Source organism: Chryseobacterium sp. Leaf394 (assembly GCF_001424105.1).
In the GTDB taxonomy this organism is placed as follows: domain Bacteria; phylum Bacteroidota; class Bacteroidia; order Flavobacteriales; family Weeksellaceae; genus Chryseobacterium.
This window is the reverse complement of record NZ_LMQH01000005.1, coordinates 1-270: the sequence shown is the minus strand read 5'-3', so window position 1 is coordinate 270 and position 270 is coordinate 1.

Genomic DNA, 270 nt, shown 5'->3' with positions numbered 1-270 from the left:
CGAGGTTTCCTGATATACTTTTGACATATAAAATTAGAACAAACAAATCAGAAACTATGAAAACTGTATTTAAATTTTTGATCAAAAGTCATTATCTCATATACAGGATAGTAAATGATTCTCCGTGAGATAACTTTAAAAAATAACCCTAAAAACTAAAACTTATAAAAAAAAGACTTACTCCGTAAGGTCAGCAAACAAAAAAACTAATAACCTGACTTAAAGACAGTCATTAAAAGTCTTTCTTTTGGTTTTAATCTTTTCGCTATC